At 60.0% G+C, this 21,855-nt stretch carries 13 protein-coding genes, 1 pseudogene and 1 riboswitch; of the genes and pseudogenes, 11 read left to right on the top strand and 3 right to left on the bottom strand.

Annotated elements, in window-relative coordinates; all coding sequences use genetic code 11:
- Positions 1-210 precede the first annotated feature (210 nt).
- On the top strand, positions 211-4,617 hold the full coding sequence (locus tag C8275_RS07955; protein WP_106484743.1) for a translocation/assembly module TamB domain-containing protein: 4,407 nt from the start codon (positions 211-213) through the stop codon (positions 4,615-4,617).
- 141 nt (positions 4,618-4,758) lie between these two features.
- Here C8275_RS07955 and C8275_RS07950 read toward each other — a convergent pair whose 3' ends face one another.
- Positions 4,759-5,574, bottom strand: coding sequence for a DUF6261 family protein (locus tag C8275_RS07950; RefSeq protein ID WP_106484742.1), 816 nt, complete (start codon positions 5,572-5,574; stop codon positions 4,759-4,761).
- Positions 5,575-6,225: 651 nt separating this feature from the next.
- Here C8275_RS07950 and C8275_RS07945 point away from each other — a divergent pair.
- The 3 genes from C8275_RS07945 to C8275_RS07935 all read left to right on the top strand — a co-directional run bounded on the left by C8275_RS07945 (position 6,226) and on the right by C8275_RS07935 (position 8,413).
- Positions 6,226-7,023 (top strand): RsiV family protein, encoded by a 798-nt coding sequence (locus tag C8275_RS07945; RefSeq protein ID WP_106484741.1) that lies wholly within the window; start codon positions 6,226-6,228, stop codon positions 7,021-7,023.
- 57 nt (positions 7,024-7,080) lie between these two features.
- Entirely contained in the window at positions 7,081-7,707 is a 627-nt protein-coding gene (gene rsmG / locus C8275_RS07940; RefSeq protein ID WP_106484740.1) for a 16S rRNA (guanine(527)-N(7))-methyltransferase RsmG, read from the top strand.
- Between the two features lie 64 nt (positions 7,708-7,771).
- On the top strand, positions 7,772-8,413 hold the full coding sequence (locus C8275_RS07935) for an MBL fold metallo-hydrolase (protein WP_106484739.1): 642 nt from the start codon (positions 7,772-7,774) through the stop codon (positions 8,411-8,413).
- Between the two features lie 135 nt (positions 8,414-8,548).
- Here the strand turns inward: C8275_RS07935 and thiD are convergent, their stop codons facing one another.
- Together thiD and C8275_RS07925 are read right to left on the bottom strand one after the other, a co-directional pair.
- Positions 8,549-9,361, bottom strand: a complete 813-nt coding sequence (gene thiD, locus C8275_RS07930; RefSeq protein ID WP_106484738.1) for a bifunctional hydroxymethylpyrimidine kinase/phosphomethylpyrimidine kinase — start codon at positions 9,359-9,361, stop codon at positions 8,549-8,551.
- Between the two features lie 47 nt (positions 9,362-9,408).
- Entirely contained in the window at positions 9,409-11,859 is a 2,451-nt protein-coding gene (locus tag C8275_RS07925; protein ID WP_106484737.1) for a prolyl oligopeptidase family serine peptidase, read from the bottom strand.
- Between the two features lie 209 nt (positions 11,860-12,068).
- Here C8275_RS07925 and C8275_RS07920 point away from each other — a divergent pair, with 209 nt between their 5' ends.
- From C8275_RS07920 to C8275_RS07890, 7 genes and pseudogenes are all read left to right on the top strand, one after another.
- Positions 12,069-13,934 (top strand): right-handed parallel beta-helix repeat-containing protein, encoded by a 1,866-nt coding sequence (locus C8275_RS07920; protein ID WP_106484736.1) that lies wholly within the window; start codon positions 12,069-12,071, stop codon positions 13,932-13,934.
- 29 nt (positions 13,935-13,963) lie between these two features.
- Positions 13,964-16,214 (top strand): annotated as a pseudogene (locus C8275_RS07915) (alpha-xylosidase).
- A 23-nt stretch (positions 16,215-16,237) separates the two neighbouring features.
- Positions 16,238-18,043 (top strand): corrinoid protein, encoded by a 1,806-nt coding sequence (locus C8275_RS07910; RefSeq protein ID WP_106484735.1) that lies wholly within the window; start codon positions 16,238-16,240, stop codon positions 18,041-18,043.
- A 134-nt stretch (positions 18,044-18,177) separates the two neighbouring features.
- Positions 18,178-19,749 carry a sodium:solute symporter gene (locus tag C8275_RS07905; protein WP_106484734.1) on the top strand — a complete coding sequence of 524 codons (1,572 nt, stop codon included), beginning with the start codon at positions 18,178-18,180 and terminating at the stop codon, positions 19,747-19,749.
- Between the two features lie 291 nt (positions 19,750-20,040).
- A riboswitch (TPP riboswitch) is annotated at positions 20,041-20,134 on the top strand.
- A 66-nt stretch (positions 20,135-20,200) separates the two neighbouring features.
- Positions 20,201-20,401: a sulfur carrier protein ThiS gene (gene thiS, locus C8275_RS07900; protein ID WP_022386082.1), complete on the top strand. Its 201-nt coding sequence runs from the start codon at positions 20,201-20,203 to the stop codon at positions 20,399-20,401.
- 5 nt (positions 20,402-20,406) lie between these two features.
- Complete coding sequence (locus C8275_RS07895; protein ID WP_106484733.1) at positions 20,407-21,027, top strand: thiamine phosphate synthase; 621 nt, start codon at positions 20,407-20,409, stop codon at positions 21,025-21,027.
- Positions 21,028-21,054: 27 nt separating this feature from the next.
- A complete protein-coding gene (locus C8275_RS07890) occupies positions 21,055-21,831 on the top strand; it encodes a thiazole synthase (RefSeq protein ID WP_106484732.1) in 777 nt (258 codons plus the stop codon).
- Positions 21,832-21,855 lie beyond the last annotated feature (24 nt).

Genomic DNA, 21,855 nt, shown 5'->3' with positions numbered 1-21,855 from the left:
TGCAACAATCTTTTACGCTCTTTTTCCGCGGCAAGACGCGAGAATTCGTATTTTTGCTCCTCAAACGAAAAAGACAGACGACTTATCAAACGGCTTAGCAACATCGCGCGCATCTGCATCACCGGCATACTCTGCCTGTATGCAGCCCTGATACTCCTGCTGAACATCCCCTATGTCCAGCAGCATTTGTCCGTATGGGTATCAAAAGAATTGAGCAAACTCCTGCAGACGGAGGTCTTTGTGGGCAACGTCGACGTCGGGCTGGTCAACCGCGCCATCATCGACAATGTCAGCATCGAAGACCGCGAGGGGAACGTCCTCCTGAAGGCGGACCGCGTCTCTGCCAAGTTCGACTTGCGCGCCTTGCTGCAGGGAGACATCGTCATCAACAACGTGCAGCTGCACAACATGCACCTCAACCTTGCCAGGCGCGACTCTGCCGCCGCCCCCAACTACCAGTTCCTCATCGACGCCTTCTCGTCCGACGAACCTTCGTCGGGGAGCGACCTGAGCCTCCGCATCAACGCCTTGCTCATCCGCCACGGACGCATCACCTACAACCTGGCGTCTGCAGAGGAGACTCCCGGACGGTTCAACGCCCGGCACCTCGCTCTCGAAGACCTCCGGGCGAACATCTCGCTCAAGGCGCTCCGCAACGACTCCATCAACACCACCATACGCCACCTCAGCTTCCGGGAACACTCCGGGCTCACGCTGGAGAACCTTGCCTGCAAGCTGGTCGCCAATCCGCGTCACCTGACGCTCTCGCGCTTCGCCTTGCAGATGCCGGGCACGCTCCTGCGGCTCGACACGCTGGAGGCTGCCTACGACTCCGGCGCCCGGGAGCCGTGGAAGACGATGCGCGTCAGGGGCGGCATCGGACGCTCGTCCGTCACGCTGAGCGACCTGCAATGCTTCGTGCCCGCCCTCGCGTCCTTCAACGACCCGCTGTGGGTGCAGGCAGGCATACAGGGCAATGAGAAGGAGGTCACCCTCAGCCACCTGCAGATACGTTCCGACAACAACGACGTCCGCCTGCGCCTGCATTGCCGCGTGCGCAACCCGTTCGAACCGTCGCGCCGGTTCTTCGACTGCACCTTGCCGGAACTGAACGTCACCAGCACCGGCTTCCGCTTCCTGACGCAGAACCTGGGCATGGAGACCATCCATCCGCTGCTCACGAGGCTGGGCTATCTCTCCTTCCAAGGCAGCGCACGGGGCATGCTCAAGGATTTGCAGCTCCAGGGACTCATCCGGAGCGCGGCAGGCGAACTGGACACCAACCTGCACCTGGGACTGGACGGACAGCAGAAGACCTTCCACGGACAACTCCTCACCGAGGGATTCCAACTCGGAAGCCTCCTTGCCCAACCGGACCTGGGGCGCGTCTCGCTGAACGTCGAGGTCAAGGGACAGCAGACCGGCAGCAGCTACCCGACACTGAACGTGACGGGACACCTGCCCCTCGTGGAATACAAGGGACACAGCTACGGCGACATCCACCTCAACGTGAACTACCGCGAAGGCTACTACCGGGGCTTCCTCAACCTGGAGGATGCCGACGGGAGCCTCGCCGTCAGCGGGGACTTCAACCCGACGAAATCCATCCCCGAGTTCAACCTCCTCGCCTCCCTCGACCACCTGCGGCCGGACCGCCTGGGGCTGACGGACAAGTATCCCGGCTGCGAACTCTCCGCACGCATCCGTACGAACTTCACAGGAAACACTTTCGACAACTTCACGGGAAACATACACGTCGACAGCCTGCACTTCCGTTCACCGGAAGGCAACTACGTCCTGCACCACTTCACCGTCAGCTCCTACCCCAATGAGCAGAAGGAACGGGAGATTCACATCGACTCCGACTTCCTCAACGGCGAGGGACACGGACACTTCACCTTCGCCGACCTGCCGCGGGGCTTCACACGGATGCTCGGCAACTACCTGCCCCTGTTCATCCGCAAGAACACCGACACGAAGCCCGGCAACAACCGCCTGAGCTTCTCACTCCGCCTGACGGACACCGAGATGCTGGAGAAGATGTTCCGCGTCCCGCTCGACGTCCGCATGCCCGCCACCATCAAGGGATACTTCCACGAACGCAACAACCAGGTGAAAGTCGAAGGCTATTTCCCTGCCTTCAGCTACAAGGGCAAGCGTTACGAGTCGGGCATGGTGCTCATCGACAATCCGCAGGACCGGCTGCAGGCATTGGTGCGGCTCACGCAGCAGATGCAGGGCAACTCCATGCTGAACCTCTCGCTGAAAGCCGAGGCACGCGACAACGAACTCAAGACCTTCTTCCACTGGGGCAACAATACCGAACGCACCTACAGCGGCGAGTTCGCCACCGTGACACGCTTCCGTCAGCGGGACACGAAGCACGACAACCCGAGCGCACGCATCGAGATTCTCCCCTCGGACATCATCATCAACGACACCACCTGGACACTCCGCCCGTCGGTCATCGACATCGACTCCGGACGGGTCGTCGTCAACGACTTCCGCTTTGAACACGGGCCGCAGCACATCCACATCGACGGCAAGCTGACCGAAAACGAGCACGACGCCGTCCGTGTCGACCTCAATGACATCCGCCTGGAGTACATCTTCGACATCATCCAGTTCCATCCCGTCGACTTCCGCGGGTTCGCCAGCGGAAAGGCGGTCGTGACGCAGGCAATGAAGAGCCCCGCGCTCGACGCCGACCTCCGCATCCGCGACTTCACCTTCAACCACGGCTACATGGGCGACATGAAGATTCGCGGACTGTGGAACGCCGAGGAGGGCGACATCCATCTCGACGCCGACATCCGCGACGCCTCCCGTCGTGCCCGCACCACGGTGCAGGGTTGGGTCTCCCCACCCAAGGCGGGGCTGGACCTCCACATCACCGCCGACAGCACCAACCTGGAGTTCCTCAACATGTACACCGCGAGCGTGTTCCGCCACCTGTCGGGACGCGTCACGGGCGACATACGCCTGCACGGACCCTTCGCCAACCTGAATCTCGAAGGCAAAGCCTCCGGCAACGCCCGCGTCGACGTCGGTGTACTCAACGCCGCCTACGACCTGCAGCTCGACTCCGTCAGTCTGCTCCCCGGCTCCATCGAATTCCGTCAGGCACGCATGACCGACAAGGACGGACACACCGGACAGGTGGAAGGCACCCTCGCGCACGACCACCTGCGCAACCTGCGCTACCGCTTCACCTTCGACACCGACAACATGCTGCTCTACAACGCACCCGAGAGCGAGGATGCCCTCATCTACGGCAGCATCTACGGCACCGGCATCACCACCCTGCAGGGCGACGACAGCAGCCTGAACGTGAACACCAACCTGCGCACCGGCAAGAACACCACCTTCGTCTACAACCTCGGGACGCCCGAAGAAATAGCCAGCAACGAGTTCATCACCTTCGTCGACAAGACTCCCCACGCCAAGTGGGAGAACGACTCCATCCCCGACCCCTTCCGCCACCCCGTGTCCGAAGAGACCGACGAAGAGGAGGACGAAGGCACGTCCGACATCCACATCAACGCCCAGCTGGACGTCACCCCCGACGCCACCATCAAGGTCATCATGGACCCCCTGTCGGGCGACTACGCCAGCGCGCAGGGCAGCGGCAACTTCCAGGCAAGCTACTACAACAAGGGCGAGTTCAAGCTCTACGGCACCTACACCCTCGACCACGGGCTTTACAAGCTCAGCCTCCAGGAAGTCATCCGCAAGGACTTCCTCCTCCAGCCCGGCGGCAGCATCACCTTCAGCGGACGACCCGAGAACGGCGACATCAACCTGCAGGCCGTCTACACCGTCAACTCGGCGTCCCTGAAAGACCTTGCGCCCAACGCCGCCTTCACGCAGAACACCGCCAAGGTCAACTGCCTGCTCAACCTCACCGGCAAGCTCGCCACGCCCAACCTGCACTTCGACCTCGAGCTGCCCAACGTCAGCGAGGAAGAACGCGAACTGGTGAAGAGCTACATCAGCACCGACGAGCAGATGGAGATGCAAATCATCTACCTCCTGGGCATCGGCCGCTTCTACACCTACGACTACTCCAACGCCAACGTCGACAACGGCACCCAGTCGTCCGCCATGAACTCCCTCCTCTCGTCGACCCTGTCGGGACAGCTCAACAACATGCTCTCCCACATCATCAACAGCAGCCAGTGGAACTTCGGCACCAACCTCAGCACGGGCGACAAGGGCTGGACGGACATGGAAGTCGAGGGCATGCTCTCCGGACGCCTCCTGAACAACCGCCTCCTCATCAACGGCAACTTCGGCTACCGCGACAATCAGCTCGCCAACACCAACTTCGTGGGCGACTTCGACGTCCAGTGGCTCCTCACCCCCTCCGGCGACATCCGCCTGAAGGGCTACAACCAGACCAACGACCGCTACTTCGCCAAGACCACCCTCACGACACAGGGCATCGGCCTGCTCTTCAAGCGGGACTTCGGTCACTGGAAGGAACTCTTCCACCGCACCCTCCGCCGCCCCGCCGCCGACAGTCTGCGCACCGACACCGTCCCGTCCGACAAACAGAAGAAGAAGGCGAAGAAGCGCCGGAAGGCACGCCGGAAGAAACTGTCGTGGGACTTCTGACCGCCCGCCGTTCCCTCCACTCACAGACACACATGACGGCAGACAGGCGGACCGCCCGCAGGAGATGCCCCTCGGCATCCTCCCCTCCGGATGGTCCGCCTGTCTGCCGTCTGTCCGACTCCGCCTTTTGTTCAGCGGACGTCAGATGCCGTCATCCACGTCCGTATTATCTTGTTCAGCCGACGGGTGAGCCGGCGTTTCCCCCGCCTCCGTCCGCCCGTCCGGTTGTTCAGCCGACGCCGACGGCGCCTTTGCCCGCTGCCCGAGCACCTCGCGCTTGTAGTGCACCACCTCCGTGTTCACATAGTCGATGAATTCCGCGTAATCCGCCTCGTTGTCCAGCAGGGCGAGCGCGTTGACCCACCTCACCAGCAGGCGGTATGCCGCATCCGACGCCTTACGCGCCCGGGCGAGCGCCCCCGGCTCCAGCGTCATCCGCTCATACGTGCGGTCCTTGGTCAGCCGACGCAGACGCTCGTTGACCTCCTTCAGCCCCGTGACAAAGGGCGACAGCGACAGCGTGGCGACCTGCCCGGCATAGCGGGTCTCCAGGTCGGCAAGAAAATTCACCAGCAGACCCGTCTCCTTGTCCAGCTGCTCCCGCGGGTCAATCCGATAATCCGTCAGATGCTGGTCCAGCACCTTTGCCGCCTGCGACAACTTCTCCTCCGGCAGGCTGAGGTAACTGCGGACGGCATTCCGGTACGCACCGAAGAGCACGTCGCGCTCGTGGTCCGCCTTCCGGATGTCATCCGTCAGCAGACTCTTCCGCGAAACAGCCAGACACCGGTCCTCCTCCTCGACAGCCGTCCGCAGGGCAGCCAATGGCTCCGCCGCCTTGACCGGGAGCTTCCCGTGACTCTCGGCACGCGACAGCATGGTGCTCATGTAGAGGTAATGCGCACCGTTGTTCATCCGTTCCAGGCTGATAGCCTTAATCTCTTTCATTCCTTCCATACTTTTTTAGGTGAAACAACAGGTCAGGTTTCCTATCCTTCCCTTCGAAAGCACGAATGTAAGCAAAAAGCCCCGACAACGGTCTTCCGTCCGTCGAAAAGTGCCCCCGCACACGCACAATCGCTTCAAACAGCCTTCGAACCCCCTTCAAACGGCATTCGATGCTTCCTCCCACCTCGTTTTCCGGACGCTGACGTCCGTTTTTTCCTTCAAACCGACCGACGAGATGAAATATACACTGTATGTAATGTCAAACACGTCCGCAATACAAAATATACACTGTATGTAATATCAAACACGTCCGCAACACGAAATATACACTGTATGTAACGCCAAACACGTCCGCGACATGAAATATACACTGTATGTAATGCCAAACACATCCGCGACATGAAATATACACTGTATGTAATTCCAAACACATCCGCAACACGAAATATACACTGTATGTAACGCCGCGCCGTTCCCGCTGAACCTGACTTCCGCTGAAAACAGCCCCAAACGACACGGGGAAAACGGAAAAACGGCGTCCGCGAAACCCAAAGGGAAAGAAAATAGACAAGAAACAATGCCCGCAAGGGACAAGGACTCCCGGGAATCCAAAGATTATCGCTACTTTTGCACCTGACACCAAAAAAATTCTATGAAGTTATGAAAAAGAACTTGTTTGCTGTATGTATGATAGGTGCAGGCATGGGACTATTCTTCGCCGGATGCCAGCACCGGGTCGCCCCCGTCGAAAGGGGTGTGGATTCGATTGTCATCAACACCACTGAACGCCTCATCCAGGGCGACAGCCTCTCACCTGCCTGCGACTTGCGCATCAACCTGGCGTACGCCACTCCGGACGACAGCATCAACCGCCTCATCAACGAGGCAGTCGCCCACGCTGCGTTCGACTATACGGGAGTCACTCTCCCTGCCGCTGCCGACTCGTTCGCCAACAGCTACATCGCCCGCTACCACAAGGAGCTGGAGCCTTTCTATGAGAAAGAGAAGCGCAAGGGAGAGGTCGGCGGATGGTACAACTACGAATATGAGCTCAGGGGCAGCTTCGTCCCGGCACGCGACAGCCTGCAGGGCTATCAGCTGGAACTCATCTGCTACGAAGGCGGCGCACACGGCAGCCACACCATCAGCTACATGAACTTCGTGCCCTCCACGGGGCAGCTCCTCACGCTCGACGACGTGTTCGCACCGGGTTACCAGGAGTCCCTGACGCACATCCTGCTCACGGCACTGGAGGAGAAGCTCGGCGTGAAGACGCTCGACGAACTGCATGAGAACGGCTTCCTGACGTGGACCGAGATGTATCCGTCGAAGAACTTCCTGCTCGCCCCCGAGGGCATCCGCTTCTACTACAATGCCTACGAGATTGCCCCCTACGCCGCAGGACCGACCGAACTGACGATTCCCTACGAAGCCGTGAAGGACCTGGAGAAGAAGTGACCGACTCCGTCCGGCTGTAAACCTTGTCACCCATAAAACTTGCCAACTCAAACAATCATGGACATCATCTTGAAATATTTTCCCCAGCTCACCGACCGCCAGAAGGAGCAGTTCGGGGCGCTCTATGACCTCTACACCGACTGGAACGCGAAAATCAACGTCATCTCGCGCAAGGACATCGGCAACCTGTACGAGCACCACGTGCTCCACTCACTCGCCATTGCCAAAATGATTCATTTCCGTCCCGGCACCCGTATCATGGACCTGGGGACGGGCGGCGGCTTCCCCGGAATCCCGCTCGCCATCCTTTTCCCCGAATGCCACTTCCACCTGGTGGACAGCATCGGGAAGAAGATTCGGGTAGCCACGGAAGTGGCGTCCGCCATCCACCTGGAGAACGTGACCCTGCGCCACTGCCGTGCGGAGGAGGAACGCGAGCTGTTCGACTTCGTGGTCAGCCGTGCCGTGATGCCCCTTGCCGACCTGGTGAAGATTGTCACGAAGAACATTGCCCGCGAGCAGCGGAACGCCTATCCCAACGGGCTCATCTGCCTCAAGGGCGGCGAGCTGCAGCACGAGGTCATGCCCTTCAAGAACCGCATGGAGCAGTGCGACCTGAGCACCTGGTTCGAGGAGGAGTATTTCCAGACGAAGAAGGTGGTGTTCGTGTCCATCGACCGTTGACGGTGCTCCGGCTGACCGCCGACGTGCCTCATCAAGCAATTACCGACTTAAAACACACAGGCTCATGTTAAACATCAAGACTTTTGAATTCAATATGCTCCCGGAGAACACGTATGTGGTGTGGGACGAAACGAAGGAAGCCGTCGTCATCGATTGCGGCTGTTATTACGACTCGGAGAAGGAGGAGTTCAAGCGCTTCATCCAGGCGAACGGGCTGCGCATCGTGCGACTGATTGACACGCACCTGCACTTCGACCATGTGTTCGGGAACCGCTTTATCTGGGAAACCTACGGCATCGGCGCCGAGGCGCACCGGGCAGACCAGCCCTGGCTGGACCAGCTGACGGACCGCATCCGCTCGTTCGGCATCATGGAGTGCGAACCGCCCGTCCCGCTGAAGGGATACCTTGACGAGGGGGATGTGGTGAAGTTCGGAAACCATGCATTCACCATCTTCCACGTGCCGGGACATTCCCTGGGGTCGCTGTGCTTCTACTGTGCCGAGGAGCATGTCCTGTTCACGGGCGACGTGCTGTTCCGTTTCAGCATCGGACGGACGGACCTGGGCGGCGGAGGCGAGGAGCTGCTGCTGGACGGCATCCGGCGGAAGTTGCTTCCCCTGCCCGACGAGACACGCATCTACTCGGGACACGGACCCGCCTCGACCATCGGCGAGGAGAAGAAGTACAACATCTACCTCCGCTGAGCGGACCCAACGCCGTGAGCGCCCCGTGCGCCCGGCAGACAAAGCAAAACGACAACGCGGGTGGCGCGTCTTCCCTGTTCCGGAGAAAAGGAACGGGAAGCGCGCCACCCGCGTGCTGTTTGCAGGGACGGAGGGTCAGCGTTTGTCGCCCTTGCGCCAGAGGCGGTAGAAATGGGCGACGGGTCCGAAGCCGGTCCCGAACCGGTACGTGGCGCCGCGGTGGATAGCGCCGTCGATGTAGTCTTCGGCGAGTGTCACGGCGTCCTCCAGGGTGTATTTCTGCGACAGGAAGGCAGCGATGGACGAAGAGAAGGAGCAGCCGGTACCATTGACGTTGCGCGTGTCGACCTTCTCCTTGACGAAGGTGCGCATGCCGGTCGCCTCGGAGTAGAACACGTCCATGAGCCCCTCGGGATGGGGGACGGACTTCACGATGGCGGCATTGCCCCAGCGGCAGAGTGCGCGGATGTCGGCTTCGGGTGAAGCGGCATCGAACGTGTGGTCCAGCAGGAGGTTTGCCTCGCGGAAGTTCGGGGTGATAATCGTCGCAAGGGGGAAAAGGCTGTCCTTGTAGGCATCGATTGCCTCGCGACGGATGAGCGGGGTGCCGCCGGAGTCGACCATGACGGGGTCAACCACGAGCGGGATGCCGCGGTAGTCACGCAGGGTGCTGCCAAGTTCGCGTACGAGTTCTTCGGTAAAGAGCATGCCGGTCTTGATGGCGGTGGCGCGTACATCGTCGAGAAACGAGCGCACCTGCCCGATGACAAGCGCGACAGGCAGAGGATAGACTTCCTTGACACGGGTGGTGTCCTCGTTGACGATGCAGGTCAGTGCACCGGCGGCATAGCTTCCGCAGGCAGAGATTGCCTTGATGTCTGCCTGGACACCGGCGCTGCCCATGGGCTCGCTGCCGGCAATTGCCAGGACTTTGGGATATTCGTTCATTGAGTTATAAAGTTTAGGGAGGGAACAAGTTGACAAGCAGGCGGGGCTCACATCTTCCGTTCGGGATAAAGCGTGTCCCACCAGGTGGAATCGTCCTGCAGGTACTTCGCGAACCAGGCGAAGATGGTGTTCTGCCAGAGGATGCGCTTGCGGTAATCGGTGATGAGGTGGTTCTCGCCGTCGATGGTGACAAACGCGGTCTCCCGTCCGAGCAGCTTGAGGGCGGTGAACATCTGGATGCTCTCGCCGATGGGGACGTTGGTGTCCGCCGTCCCGTGCAGGAAGAGCAGCGGGGTGTGTATCCTGTCGGCATGGAAAAGCGGACTGTGTCCGGTGTACAACTCCTCGTTGTTCCAGGGATAACTGTCAGCCGACGCCGCCTCGCTGTAGGAGTATCCCCAGTAGCCTTCGCCCCAGTAGCTGGTGACGTTGCTGATGCCGGCGTGGGAGACCGCTGCGGCAAAGAGGTCTGTCTTGGTCTGGAGATACTGGGTCATGAAGCCGCCGTAGGAAGCGCCGATGCAGCCGACCTTCTTCGCGTCGACAAAGGGGTGCGTCTCGCAGAAGCGGCGCGTGCCCTCGATGATGTCGTCGGCGGTGTAATCGCCCCACGCATTGACATGGCGTGCGGAGAATTCCTGACCGAAGCCAATCGCTCCGCTGGGCTCTACGACGTAGACCACGTAGCCCAAGGCGGCATACGCATGGAGCGGATAGCGGCTTTCGAAGGAGCGGTCGATGGGTGTGCATCCGCCGTAGTAGTTGACGATGAGGGGATACTTCTTGCTGGCATCAAAGCCGGGCGGGAGGTAGAAGCGTCCGCAGATGCTGTCCCCGCGGGAGTTGCGGAAGTTCCAGGCATGACATTCGCCCAGGCGGACGCCGTCGGTGAGCCGGCTGCCCAGGTCTTCGCGCAGGACGGGCTTGCTGCCCTTCAGGTCAAAGGTGTAGAGACGTCCTCCGTTGCAGGCGCTCTCGCCATAATACGCCATCAGGGGTGCTTCCGCTGCCAGGCAGAAACGCTTCACCACTTCCTCGCCCGCGGCAAGCTTGTCGATGCGTCCGCCGGGCAACTGCATGCGGTAGAGGCTCACGCAGTCCCGGTCGTTCGCCGTAAAGTAGACGCGCCCGTCCGCCTTGTTCCAGAAGGTCGTTGACACGCTGGGGTCGAAGTCCCGAGTCAGTGTCCGTACCTTCCGCGAGGCAAGGTCGTAGAGGAAAAGCTGGTTGTCGTAGTAGCTGGACTTCTGCCCTTCGCGGATGTTCAGTCCGATGCCTCCGAACGCGTCGCCCGAGCCGGTGACGAGCAACTGCTTGCCGTCCGGTGAAAGGATGCAGCCGGAGAGGAAGCCTTCGTCGGCGAGCAACGTGTCCACCCGGAGGGTCTGCACGTCCATGCGGTAGACCGACGTCAGGTTGAAGGGCCTCTGGGTGATGCGCTGCCTGCCGACGGAGAAGACAATCTCCCTGCCGTCAGCAGAGAAGCCGCTGAAGTAGGCACTGCGGTAGCCGTAGGTCAGGCGTTGCAGGAGTCCGCTCTGCAGGTCGTAGCGGGCGAGGTAGCTGCGGTTGCGCCATCCCGGCTGCCGGTCGTCGGGTTCCAGGATGCGACGGATGTCTTCCGGCTCCTTCGGTCCCTCGTCGGTCAGTGTATAGAGCAGATAGTCCTCGGAGGGCGCAACCTCGAACGCTCCGTCCGGAATGCCGGAGGCGAGCACCGTTTCACTCAGGTCGCGGGCGTCGACGGTCACGAGGTCGTTCCCGCTGACGTTCTTCCTTATATAATAGTAACGGCTGCCCTTGGGCATCCAGCTGATGTTGCGGTCGGTCTCGGCGACGGTCTTTCCGGTGGCAGTCTCCGTCACACGGAACAGACGGCTCTTCGAGGTGTCGTCGTGCGTCGTGGTGTAGGCGGTGATGAGGTAGCGTCCGTCAGGCGACAGGCTGATGCCGCTGAACCGTGTGCCGTTGAGCACGTCCGCCAGCGTGTAGGCGCGCTTCCCGGTTTCGTTGAGCCGGAAGATGTCCTCCTGCGCGCTCTCCAGGGAGACCGAGAGCGTGTCGTCGGTATTGGGCTGCGTGAGGCACTTGATGACGATGCGGTGGGTGGCAGGTTCGAGGCTCACCTCCTCCCCCTTGTGCTCCTTGCCGTCGATATAGACGGTGTAGTGCTTGACGCCCCGCACGGTGAGGCGTCCCTTGGCAAAGCGGGTGTTGTCCACCGTGAAGCCGGCGAGGTGCAGGGCATAGCCTGCGGTGTGAGGCAACACGCCGCCTTCGAGCGATTTGCCCGAGCGCAAGGCGTCGAGCGACAAGGTACTCTGCAGGAGGTCCTCCTCGTGGAAGAGCTTCCCGTCCACGTTCGCAGAATCGGTCATGAAGGGCGTCTGCACCACGTAGGGTCCTGCATACCGGAATGTCTTCACGTCGACATTCCCGGCGTTTGATGAGAGTGCTCCCAGACAAAGGGCGCATCCCACGATGATTCCTTTCTTCATAGTCGAGTTGTGTGTTTAGAAAAAACAGATGCAAAACTAAGCAATAAATAATTATCTACAAACGCACGGGACATCCATCCGTGAACCAAAGCCGTCAAGGCGAAAGGCGATTGCAGAGATTTGTACAATTTATTCGTTTATTACGGAAGAATTGTGTAAGTTTGTCGCCATCTAAGACTATGAAGTCTCGAAAACACAACATTCCTATCATGAAAAGATTTTTCTACATGCTGGCATTGTGCCTGTCATGCAGCTCCGTGGCACAGGCAGGCGACATCTGGGTATCTCCCGCCGGCAATGACAACCATTCGGGGACGCGCGAAGCTCCACTGCGTACCGTGGCACAAGCCGTGAAGCAGGCACGCGAATGGCGCCGTCTGCGCATGCCCGAAGCGGAGGGCGGCATCTGCATCCACCTTGCCGAGGGTGTCTATCCTCAGTCCGAACCCCTGTTCATCCGTCCCGAAGACAGCGGAACGGCCGACAGCCCGACCATCGTGCGTGGCGAGGGGGACGCCGTCATCAGCGGCGGCGTGCGGGTGGAAGGCTGGCGTCCGGTAGCTGCCGGTGAAGCCGTCCGTCTGCCCCAGGCTGTCCGTGGCAAGGTGTGGGTAGCCGACGCGCCCGTCGTGGGCAACCGTCACCTGGAGTTCCGCCAGTTCTGGGTCAACGGACGGAAGGCACAGCGTGCGTCGCAGTTCGCCGACGGAGTGATGGAGCGCATGTACGCTTTCGATCCCGTCCGCGAGACCATCACCATCCCGACGCCCGACCTGCCGGACCCCTCCGCGGCAGACCAACTGGAGATGATCGTCCATCAACGTTGGGCAATCGCCATCCTGCGCGTCCGCAGCCTGGATGTGCAGGGCGATTCGACCATCGTGCGCTTCCATAATCCCGAGAGTCGGCTGGAGTTTGCCCATCCGTGGCCGCAGCCGGTCATCGGCGGAGAGAAGGGGAACTCCTCCTTCTGCCTGGTGAACGACCTCGCGCTGCTCGACGAGCCCGGCGAATGGTTCCAGGCTTATCCGTCCGGAAAAATCTACTATTATCCCCGTCCGGGGGAAGACATGACCCGCGTCGCAGCCATCGCACCCGCCCTGGAATCCCTGATGCGGGTGGACGGTTCGCTGGAGCGCCCGGTGCATCACCTGACGTTTGAAAACATCCGCTTCGAACATACCGCCTGGAACCGTCCTTCACGGGAAGGGCACGTCACCCTCCAGGGCGGACTCCGTCTGCTGGATGCCTACAAGCTGGCTGTCCCGGGACTGCCGGAAAAGGCTTCGCTGGAAAACCAGGCGTGGGTGGCACGCCCCGAAGCTGCCATCCGGGTACGCGGTGCCCACGACATCCGGTTCGAACGGTGCACCTTCCGTCACCTGGGAGCGACGGGACTGGATTATGAATGGGCGGTCCACCACTCGTCCGTCAGCCAAAGCCTGTTCACGGACATCGGCGGGACAGCCCTGCTCATGGGAGCGTTTCCCGACGGAGGCTTCGAGACACACGTCCCGTTCAAGCCGGTCAATGCCGACGAGCTCTGCTCCCACCTCACCGTGATCGACAATCTCATCACCGAAGTGACCAACGAAGACTGGGGCTGCGTGGGCATCGGTGCCGGCTATGTGAGCGACGTGGTCATTGCCCACAACGAGGTGTCCCACGTCAACTACTCCGGCATCTGCGTCGGCTGGGGATGGACCCTGCGTGAAAGCGGCATGAAGAACAACCTCGTCGAGAACAACTACGTGCACCACTTCGCCCGCAGGCTGTATGATGCCGGCGGACTCTACACGTTGTCCTACCAGCCCGGCTCGCGGATGTGCGGCAACCGCATCGAGCACCTGACCGATGCGCCGTACGCCACCAACGACCGCGCCTTCTACATCTACTTCGACGAGGCGACCGACGGATACACCGTTGCGGACAACTGGTGCCCCGAGGAACGCTTCGACTCCAACCAGCCCGGTCCGCACAACGTCTGGAAGACCAACGGTCCGTCGGTGGATGAAGGCATCAGGATGAAAGCCGGACGCAGGACCGCCGCCGGAACCCCGGCAACAACCCGCTAACAACCGTATCAGCAAACAACCCTACATTTATGAAACCAACCAACTATCACCTGTTCGACTTCATGGACTTCGACCTTGACCTGTCAAGAGACGAATCGCTGTGGAAAGCCTGCAAGCCGACTGCCGTCTACGAGAAGGACGGCGACGTCTGCGTGGACGTGCCTTTCCAGAAACAGATGCTGTCGAACGACATGGCAGCCGACACGGCTGTCGCCCGCGAAACATACACCTTGATTCTCCGCCAGTACAGCAACAAGGTCCTCCGGCTGTTCTGCGGTTTCGGCGAGCATGAGCTGACCGACCGTTCGGAGATGCTCCAGTTCAGCAACCGCGTGCAGAAGCTCCCCTTGCAGGTGGAAGCCGGAGAGGGGGAATGGGTCATCCGTTCTTCCGACGGGGTCTGCCGGGCACGCATCAACGTCAAGGAACCCGTGCTCGACCCCTGGAGCGACCTGCTCCGCCCCGCAGGAGACACTCGACCTCACGGTCTATCCTGACGGGAAACGCGAAATCCGTCTGGCAGCCTACGACCACTTCTCCCCTCCCCGCTACGACGGACTGCCCCTCGCCTACTGCGTCCGCGAAGGACACAAGGAGCGCGCCACTCTCTCGTTCGAATGCAAGGCAGACGAGTGCTTTGCCGGGACGGGCGAACGCTTCACCAAGATGGACCTGAGCGGACACACCTTCTTCCTGAAGAACCAGGACGGACAAGGCGTGAACAACCGGCGTACCTACAAGAACATCCCCTTCTATCTCTCCAGCCGCCTCTACGGCACCTTCTACCACACGTGTGCCCACAGCAAGCTCTCGCTGGCTGACGTCTCGACCCGTTCGGTGGAATTCCTGAGCGACCAGGCGCTGCTCGACGTCTTCCTCATCGCGGGAGACAGCGTCGAAGAAATCCTGCGCGGCTACCGCGACCTGACGGGCTATCCCTCCATGCCTCCCCTCTGGAGCTTCGGCATCTGGATGAGCCGCATGACCTACTTCAGCGCGGACGAAGTGGAAGAGATTTGCCGCCGGATGCGTGCCGAGCATTATCCGTGCGACGTCATCCACCTCGACACGGGATGGTTCCGCACCGACTGGCTGTGTGAATGGAAATTCAATGAGGAACGTTTCCCCGACCCCAAGGCGTTCATCCATCGCCTGAAAGAGCAGGGCTACCGGGTTTCGCTGTGGCAACTCCCGTATGTAGCGGAAGACGCCGAGCAAATCGACGAAGCCCGCCGCAACGACTACATCGCTCCCCTGACCAGGCAGCAAGCCTCTGAAGGCTCCAACTTCTCCGCCCTCGATTATGCCGGGACCATCGACTTCACTTATCCGGCAGCCACCAACTGGTACAAGGGTCTGCTGAGGAACCTGCTTGAGATGGGCGTGACGTGCATCAAAACCGACTTCGGTGAAAACATACACATGGATGCCCGCTACAAAGGCATGCCGCCCGAACTGCTCAACAACCTCTATGCCCTGCTCTACCAGAAGGCAGCCTACGAGGTGACCAAGGAGGTGACGAGCGACGGAATCGTGTGGGCACGTGCCGCATGGGCGGGATGCCAACGCTACCCGCTGCACTGGGGCGGCGACTCATGCAGCTCCTGGGACGGCATGGCAGGTTCGCTGAAAGGCGGCCTGCACTTCGGTCTGTCGGGCTTCGCCTTCTGGAGCCACGATGTGCCCGGCTTCCACACCCTCCCCAACTTCATGAACTCCATCGTGGACGACAAGGTCTACATGCGCTGGACACAGTTCGGCGTGTTCTCTTCCCACATGCGCTATCACGGAACCAACAAGCGCGAGCCGTGGCACTATCCCGCCATCGCACCGCTCGTCAAGCAATGGTGGAAACTGCGTTACCGCCTGCTGCCCTACCTCGTGGAGCAGAGCCGCAAAGCCACGGAGACCGGCTATGCTGTGCTGCGTGCGCTGGTATTCGAGCATCCGGAAGACCGCGTCTGCTGGCACATCGACGACGAATATTACTTCGGCGACGACTTCCTGGTGGCTCCGGTCATGAACAGCGACGACTGCCGGGACATCTACCTGCCCGAAGGCGACTGGGTGAACTTCTTCACCGGTGAAAGGCTCCGGGGCGGCCGGTGGCTCTACGGCGTCAAGGTCCCGCTGGAGGAGATGCCCGTCTTCGTACGCGAGGGCGCCGTCATCCCCATCTATCCCGAAGATGTGGAATGCACCGACGAAATGAATCTTACCAAAACGACCGGACTTGTCATCGACACCGGATTCAAAGGCATTTTTAAAACCATTCGATAAACATTCAAAAAAGGCAGAGTATTATGGAAACTTGGAAAAAGAATATGGCTGAAACCAAGCAGCACTACATGGACTGGTGGAACCACAAAGGCATCGTGTTGAACATGTGGGAGCACTTCCAGGAAGGAGTGACCCCGCACGCCGACGTCCCGGCTCCCGAACCGCCCAAGGACTTAAACCAGAAATGGTTCGACCCGGAGTGGCGCGCCGCATACCTCGACTGGTATGTCGCCCACAGCTCGCTCCTGGCAGACATCCTGCCCGTAGCAAATACCCAACTGGGCCCCGGCTCCCTCGCCGCCATCCTGGGAGGCGTGTTTGAAGGAGGGGAAGACACCATCTGGATTCATCCGAACCCCCACTTCACCGACGACATCACGTTCGACCCGGAAAACAATGCCGCCTGGCAGCTGCACAAGGACCTGCTGCGTGCCTGCAAGAAGAAGGCACAGGGACATTACTACGTCGGCATGCCCGACCTGATGGAGGGACTCGATGTGCTGGCCGCCCTCAAGGGCACCGACAAGGTGCTGCTCGACACAGCCATGCAGCCCGAGGTACTGGAACACCAGATGCAGCAAATCAATGACATCTACTTCCAGGTGTACGACGAGCTGTATGACATCATCCGCGAAGGAGACGAAATGGCGTTCTGCTACTTCTCGGCGTGGGCACCGGGACGCATGACCAAGCTGCAGAGCGACATCTCCACGATGATCAGCGAGGCGGACTACCGGCGTTTCGTACAGCCCTTCATCCGCCAGCAATGCCAGAAGATTGACTACACACTCTACCATCTCGACGGCGTAGGCGCCATGCGCCACCTGCCCGCCCTGCTCGAAATCGAGAAACTGAACGCCATCCAGTGGACGCCGGGCGTGGGTGAGCCGCAAGGCGGGTCGCCCAAGTGGTATGACCTCTACAAGCGTATCCTCGCCGCCGGCAAGAGCATCCTGGCAAGCTGGGTGACCCTGGACGAACTGAAACCGCTGCTCGACAACATCGGTGCCGACGGCGTACACCTCGAAATGGACTTCCACAACGAACGGGAGGTGGAACAGGCACTGCGCATCGTCGAGGAGTATCGCGGCAAGTCGTCCTCGACCCCGACAGAGGCACAGGCTCCGTCAGCCGAACAGGAGAAGCCTGCCGACAGCGAAGCCGTCCGTGTACAGACTCCCCGGGAAGAGGATGAAGAGCTGAAGCCGCTGTTCGACGCCATTGTCGGCGGCAAGCTGGAACCGGCTGTCGAGGTGACCCGGAAAGCCATCGAGAAGGGAGTGCCCCCGCAGGACATCATCAACAACTACATGATCAAGGCGATGGGCGAAGTGGGACAACGCTTCCAGGACGGCAAGGCATTCGTGCCCCAGCTGCTGATGGCTGGACGCGCCATGAAGGGTGCCCTGGAGCTGCTGAAGCCCCTCCTTCAGGGCAGTGCCTCGACCACCATCGGACGTGTGGTCATCGGTACGGTCAAAGGCGACCTGCACGACATCGGCAAGAACCTCGTGGCATCGATGCTGGAAGGCAGCGGCTTCGAGGTCATCAACATCGGCATCGACGTGCCTGCCGAGAAGTTTGTGCAAGCCGTGAAAGACCAGCATGCCGACATCCTCTGCATGAGCGCCCTGCTGACCACGACCATGACCTACATGAAGGACGTCATCGATGCGGTGAGCGCAGCCGGCATCCGCGACCAGGTGAAAATCATGGTGGGCGGCGCTCCCGTCAACCAGGCCTTTGCCGACGAGATTGGCGCCGACGGCTACAGCGACAATGCCAACTCCGCCGTCACCGTTGCCAAACGGCTGCTGGGTGTAGCCTGACGCGGCACCCCCACATCACTTTTTGAACTTTTGATTTACTGACTCAAGTTTCGCATCCGCCCGGCTTCTCCTGCCAACGGAGGAGCCGGGCATGCGAACACTGAATTACTAACCTTTTATCTGATACAAACATTATGAGTGCAAGATTTCTCGAGCCCCTCGACTGGGTCATCCTGGCTGCCTACTTCGTCATCCTGATGGCCATCGGCATCTGGGCAAGCATGAAGCGTAAGAAGGACAGCAGCCTGTTCATGGCGGACCACTCCCTGAGCTGGCATCACATCGGCTTCTCCATGTGGGGCACCAATGTCGGCCCTTCGATGCTGATAGCTTCAGCCAGCGCAGGCTTCACGACCGGTGTCGTCTCGGGCAACTACGCCTGGTATGCCTTCGTGTTCATCTGCCTGCTTGCCTTCGTGTTCGCTCCCCGCTACCTGGGAGCCAAGGTGACCACCCTCCCGGAATTCATGGGACGCCGCTTCGGTCAGTCCACCCGCAACATCCTGGCATGGTACACCATCGTGACCATCCTCATCTCATGGCTTGCCCTGACGCTCTTTGCCGGCGGCATCCTCATCCGTCAGATATTCGAAATCCCCATGTGGCAGTCCGCCCTGATACTGCTGCTCATCTCGGCATTCTTCACCATTGCCGGAGGTCTGAAGGCGGTGGCGTATACCAACGTGTTCCAGATGGTGCTGCTCATCGTTGTCTCCGCCATCCTGACGGGCGTCGGACTGGTGAAAGTCGGCGGTCCCGAAGGGCTTGCCGCCGCCGTCCCTGCGGACTACTGGAACCTGTTCCGCCCCAACGATGACCCCGCCTTCCCGTGGCTGCCCATCCTCCTGGGCTATCCGGTCATGGGCGTGTGGTTCTGGTGTACGGACCAGTCGATGGTCCAGCCGGTGCTGGCTGCCAAGAGCCTCAAGCAGGGCCAGCTGGGTGCCAACCTGACGGGCTGGCTGAAGATTCTCGACGTACCCCTCTACATCATCCCCGGCATCATCTGCTTCGCCCTGTTCCCCACCCTCCAGAACCCGGACGAAGCCTACATGACCATGGTCACCAACCTCTTCCCCATCGGCATGGTCGGACTGGTGATGGCCGTACTGACGGCTGCCCTGGTCAGCACGGTCGGCTCGGCACTGAATGCCCTGAGCACGGTGTTCACCATCGACATCTACCTGAAGAAGTACCGTCCGAATGCCTCTACCCGGGAGATTATCAGTGTGGGACGTATGGTGACGGTCGCCGGCTCCATCATCTCCATCATCATCTGTGTGGCGATTGACAGCATCAAGGGACTGGACCTGTTCAACATCTTCCAGTCGGTCCTCGGCTTCATCGCTCCCCCGATGTCCGCCGTGTTCCTCTTCGGCGTCTTCTGGAAGCGTGCCACCACCCGTGCCGCCAACTTTGCGCTGACCTTCGGAACAGCCTTCAGCATCCTGGTGGGCATCCTCTACCTGTGGGTGTTCCCGGCGGAAGAGTATCCCGGCATCTGGCCTCACTTCATGATGCTGTCGTTTGACCTGTTTGTCGCCATCTGTGTGGGCATGACCATCATCAGCCTGCTCGACAAGAAACCCGAAGGCAACAAGCTGGACTATGGCAAGCTGGGCAAGCCTGCCAAGTCGGTCGTATTCCTGTGGGCGGCCCTGATTGTAGTCATGATTGCCCTCTACATCTTCTTCAACGGACACTAAGCCCTCGTTCCCATCACACACATCCCCAGCCCGTATCGCATGAAGGTACGGGATAGACAGACCAAAGTATTATACTTAGGGTGCCTAAGTATGATACTTAGCCTACCTAAGTATAATACTTTGGTCCACCTGTCCCCCACATGTATCAAGTCTCTGACGTACACAGACGAGCCCGAAAGCCTGCCGGAAGCCGCAGATGACAGAGGTCACAGCCCGACATGGTCACAAAATCACGAAAGAAATTCCAAGAAATAAACATGCTTTTCCGGCTTTATTATTACTTTTGCCCCCGAACAAACAAAGGGGTGCCCACTGGCGGGCTGAGATCATACCCTACGAACCTGATGCGGTTAGTACCGCCGAAGGGATTGTTACGGAATCCAACTCTTCTCTCCCATTTGCCTTCCCCGGCAACTCTCTTTGTTTCCCGAACCCATTTAAATACAGGCTTATGAAAATCTATGTAAACAACAAAGAGCACGAGGTTGCCGAACACATCCATGTGGATGCGCTGGCAGCCCAACTCGAACTTCCCGGGCAAGGTGTAGCCTTGGCAGTCAACAACAAGATGATTCCGCGTACGGAATGGAACGCGACAGAGATTCCCGCCGAAGCGCATGTTGTAATCATTAAAGCTGCCTGTGGAGGATAACGACGATGCTGCCCTTACAATTCATCACTCATTTCACCGAACAGTATTCCTACCTTGACTCTGCCCGCATCGCACTCGAAGGCGGTTGCAAGTGGGTCCAGCTGCGCATGAAGGACGCGTCCGCTGACGAACTGAAGGCAACGGCCCTCCAGGTGCAGGAACTGTGCCGCCAGCACGAAGCCACCTTCATCATCGATGACCACGTGGAGCTGGTGAAGGAAATCCATGCCGACGGTGTCCACCTGGGAAAGAACGACATGCCCATTGCCGAAGCCCGGCAGCTGCTGGGTGAAGAATACCTGATTGGCGGGACTGCCAACACGTTTGACGACGTATGCAGCCATCACCGCGCTGGAGCCGACTACATCGGGTGCGGTCCCTTCCGCTTCACGACCACCAAAAAGAATCTCAGCCCGGTGCTGGGACTGGAGGGCTACCGCGACATCATCCGTCAGATGAGGGAAAGCGGCATCCGGCTACCGGTGGTTGCCATCGGGGGCATCACCTACGACGACATCCCCGCCATCATGCAGACCGGTGTACAGGGCATCGCCCTCTCGGGGTCCATCCTCCGTGCTGCCGACCCGGTGGCTGAGGTGGCGCGCATCGTCCGAATCAATGTCTAATCTTAATCACAAATTCATCATAACATTATGGAAAAATTAATCATAGCCGGACGTGAGTTTGACTCACGTCTGTTCCTGGGAACCGGTAAATTCAACTCCAACGAACTGATGGAACAAGCCATCCTTGCTTCCGGCACCGAAATGGTGACCGTAGCCATGAAGCGCATCGAACTGGACAACAAGGAAGACGACATGCTGAAGCACATCCGTCATCCGCACATCCAGCTCCTGCCGAACACGTCAGGCGTGCGGGATGCCGAGGAAGCCGTCTTCGCCGCACAGATGGCACGCGAGGCCTTCGGCACCAACTGGCTGAAGCTGGAAATCCATCCTGACCCGCGCTACCTCCTCCCCGACTCCGTCGAGACACTGAAGGCAACGGAGAAACTGGTGAAGATGGGCTTCGTCGTACTGCCCTACTGCCAGGCAGACCCCGTCCTCTGCCGTCAGCTGGAGGAAGCCGGTGCCGCCACCGTCATGCCGCTGGCTGCCCCCATCGGGACCAATAAGGGACTGCAGACGAAAGACTTCATCCGCATCATCATCGAGCAGGCGGGAGTCCCTGTCGTCGTGGATGCAGGCATCGGCGCTCCCAGCCATGCAGCCGAAGCCATGGAGATGGGTGCATCGGCCTGCCTGGTCAACACCGCCATTGCCGTTGCCGGCAACCCTGTCGAGATGGCAACAGCCTTCAAGGAAGCCGTCATCGCCGGACGCCGTGCCTATGAAGCCGGACTGGGCAGCGTAGGCAACACACTGGAAGCGTCCGCCAGCTCTCCCCTGACAGCCTTCCTGAACAACTGATTCATCCACCATCAACCCACAACC

This window comes from Bacteroides sp. Marseille-P3684 (assembly GCF_900291465.1).
Lineage (GTDB): Bacteria > Bacteroidota > Bacteroidia > Bacteroidales > Bacteroidaceae > Phocaeicola_A.
Note: the sequence above shows the minus strand (reverse complement) of the source record. Positions and strands in the feature narration are given on the sequence as shown.